1 pseudogene is annotated in these 1,436 nt (G+C 53.9%); it reads left to right on the forward strand.

The window, feature by feature from the left end:
* Window positions 1-528: 528 nt before the first annotated feature.
* Window positions 529-1,436: pseudogene (locus tag ACYVDE_RS22740) on the forward strand (hypothetical protein); the annotation flags it as partial.

The following is a 1,436-nucleotide window of genomic DNA, read 5'->3' on the forward strand; positions in this document are numbered from 1 at the left end:
GGGCGGCGGTTTTGGGACGGGCGGGGGCCGGGCGGCGCTGGGCCTGGCTCAGCAAGGGCGCAGCCAGCAGCCAGCCCAGCAACAAATACCTGAATATGGACAAAATGTAATGCTTTTCGGAATGGGGAATTCTTATGCGAAAGTAACACGGCCTACTCTGCGCGCTTGTTGCCAGCCATTCACTACCCCACAATTCGGGTGCATTTACCTGACACTGTCGTCCAACTCATACCCCTGGCCCGCTTGCTCCCTATTCGCATTGCGAACCCTAGCCTCACCGAACAAACTGATAAATTTTTCGGGCGATAATGCTGTTTTGCACGCATCAAAGGAAATACGGCTTCACTGCGCCATAACATATAATATATTCAGCAAACGATATTAAATAATTGCACTTTACAAGCAAATGATTTAATTTGCGAGCTTACTCCTAACTTTTAGGCGTTATAAAACCATGTTTTAACAATGACTACACATCTCCTCAACCGCCTCTTTTCTGCGTCATCCAAACCCTTTTTGATTGCCTTAGTGGCATTTGGCACCGGTACTGTTGCGCAAGCGCAAACGCAGGACTTTGCTTCAGCAGCAGCACAGAATTCCGGCGTTACTTTCACGGCATCTGCACCGGGCAGCTTCTATCAGCCCAACGGCACAACGGGCTTCGGTGCTTACGGAGTAACTGGCGCTACTACCACGATAGATTTTGCGGAGCGTGTTATTCCGTTTGGCACACCTGCCGGCAGCATTATTTCTTTCGATGTAGCCAATCCGGTTGGTGTGTTCAATGCTACTTCGAGTATACAGGTTCTTATCAGCATCGACCGTGCTGCCTATGCTTCTCAGCTAACTATTGGAGCGAGTGGAAGCAGTAGCGCATACAATTTCGGAGCCAGCTTTCCCAACGGCAGCAATAACGTTGCTATCAATTACACCGGCACCAACTCAACTCTAGCAGTCGGCTCAGCTGGCCAGCGGCCGATTACCAGCATTACCATCAACGCGCTGCCTGCTGCTTCAGCTAACGCTGGTAAACGCGTATCAGTCCGAATAATACTAACTGCCGCAGCAAACTCAACACTATTAATTGATAACCTTTCGCTTACTACAAACGGCACTACTCCCCTACCCGTCGAGCTCACCCGCTTCGATGCCGCCGCCAAAGGCACCGGCGTAGCCCTCAACTGGGCCACGGCCAGCGAGAAGAACAGCGCCTACTTCGAAGTGCAGCGCAGCGCCACCGGCGAAGCCTACGAAACCATTGGCAAAGTAGCGGCCCAGGGCAACAGCACCAGCCAGCGCGAGTACGCCTACACCGACAGCCGCCCGCTGGTCGGCCGTGCCTACTACCGCCTGCGCCAGGTCGATGCCGATGGTAGCAGCGCCTACTCGCCGGTTGCCAGCGTGCGCGCCGACGGCCTGGCCGAAGCCCAGCCCTA

It is taken from the genome of Hymenobacter agri (assembly GCF_054778495.1).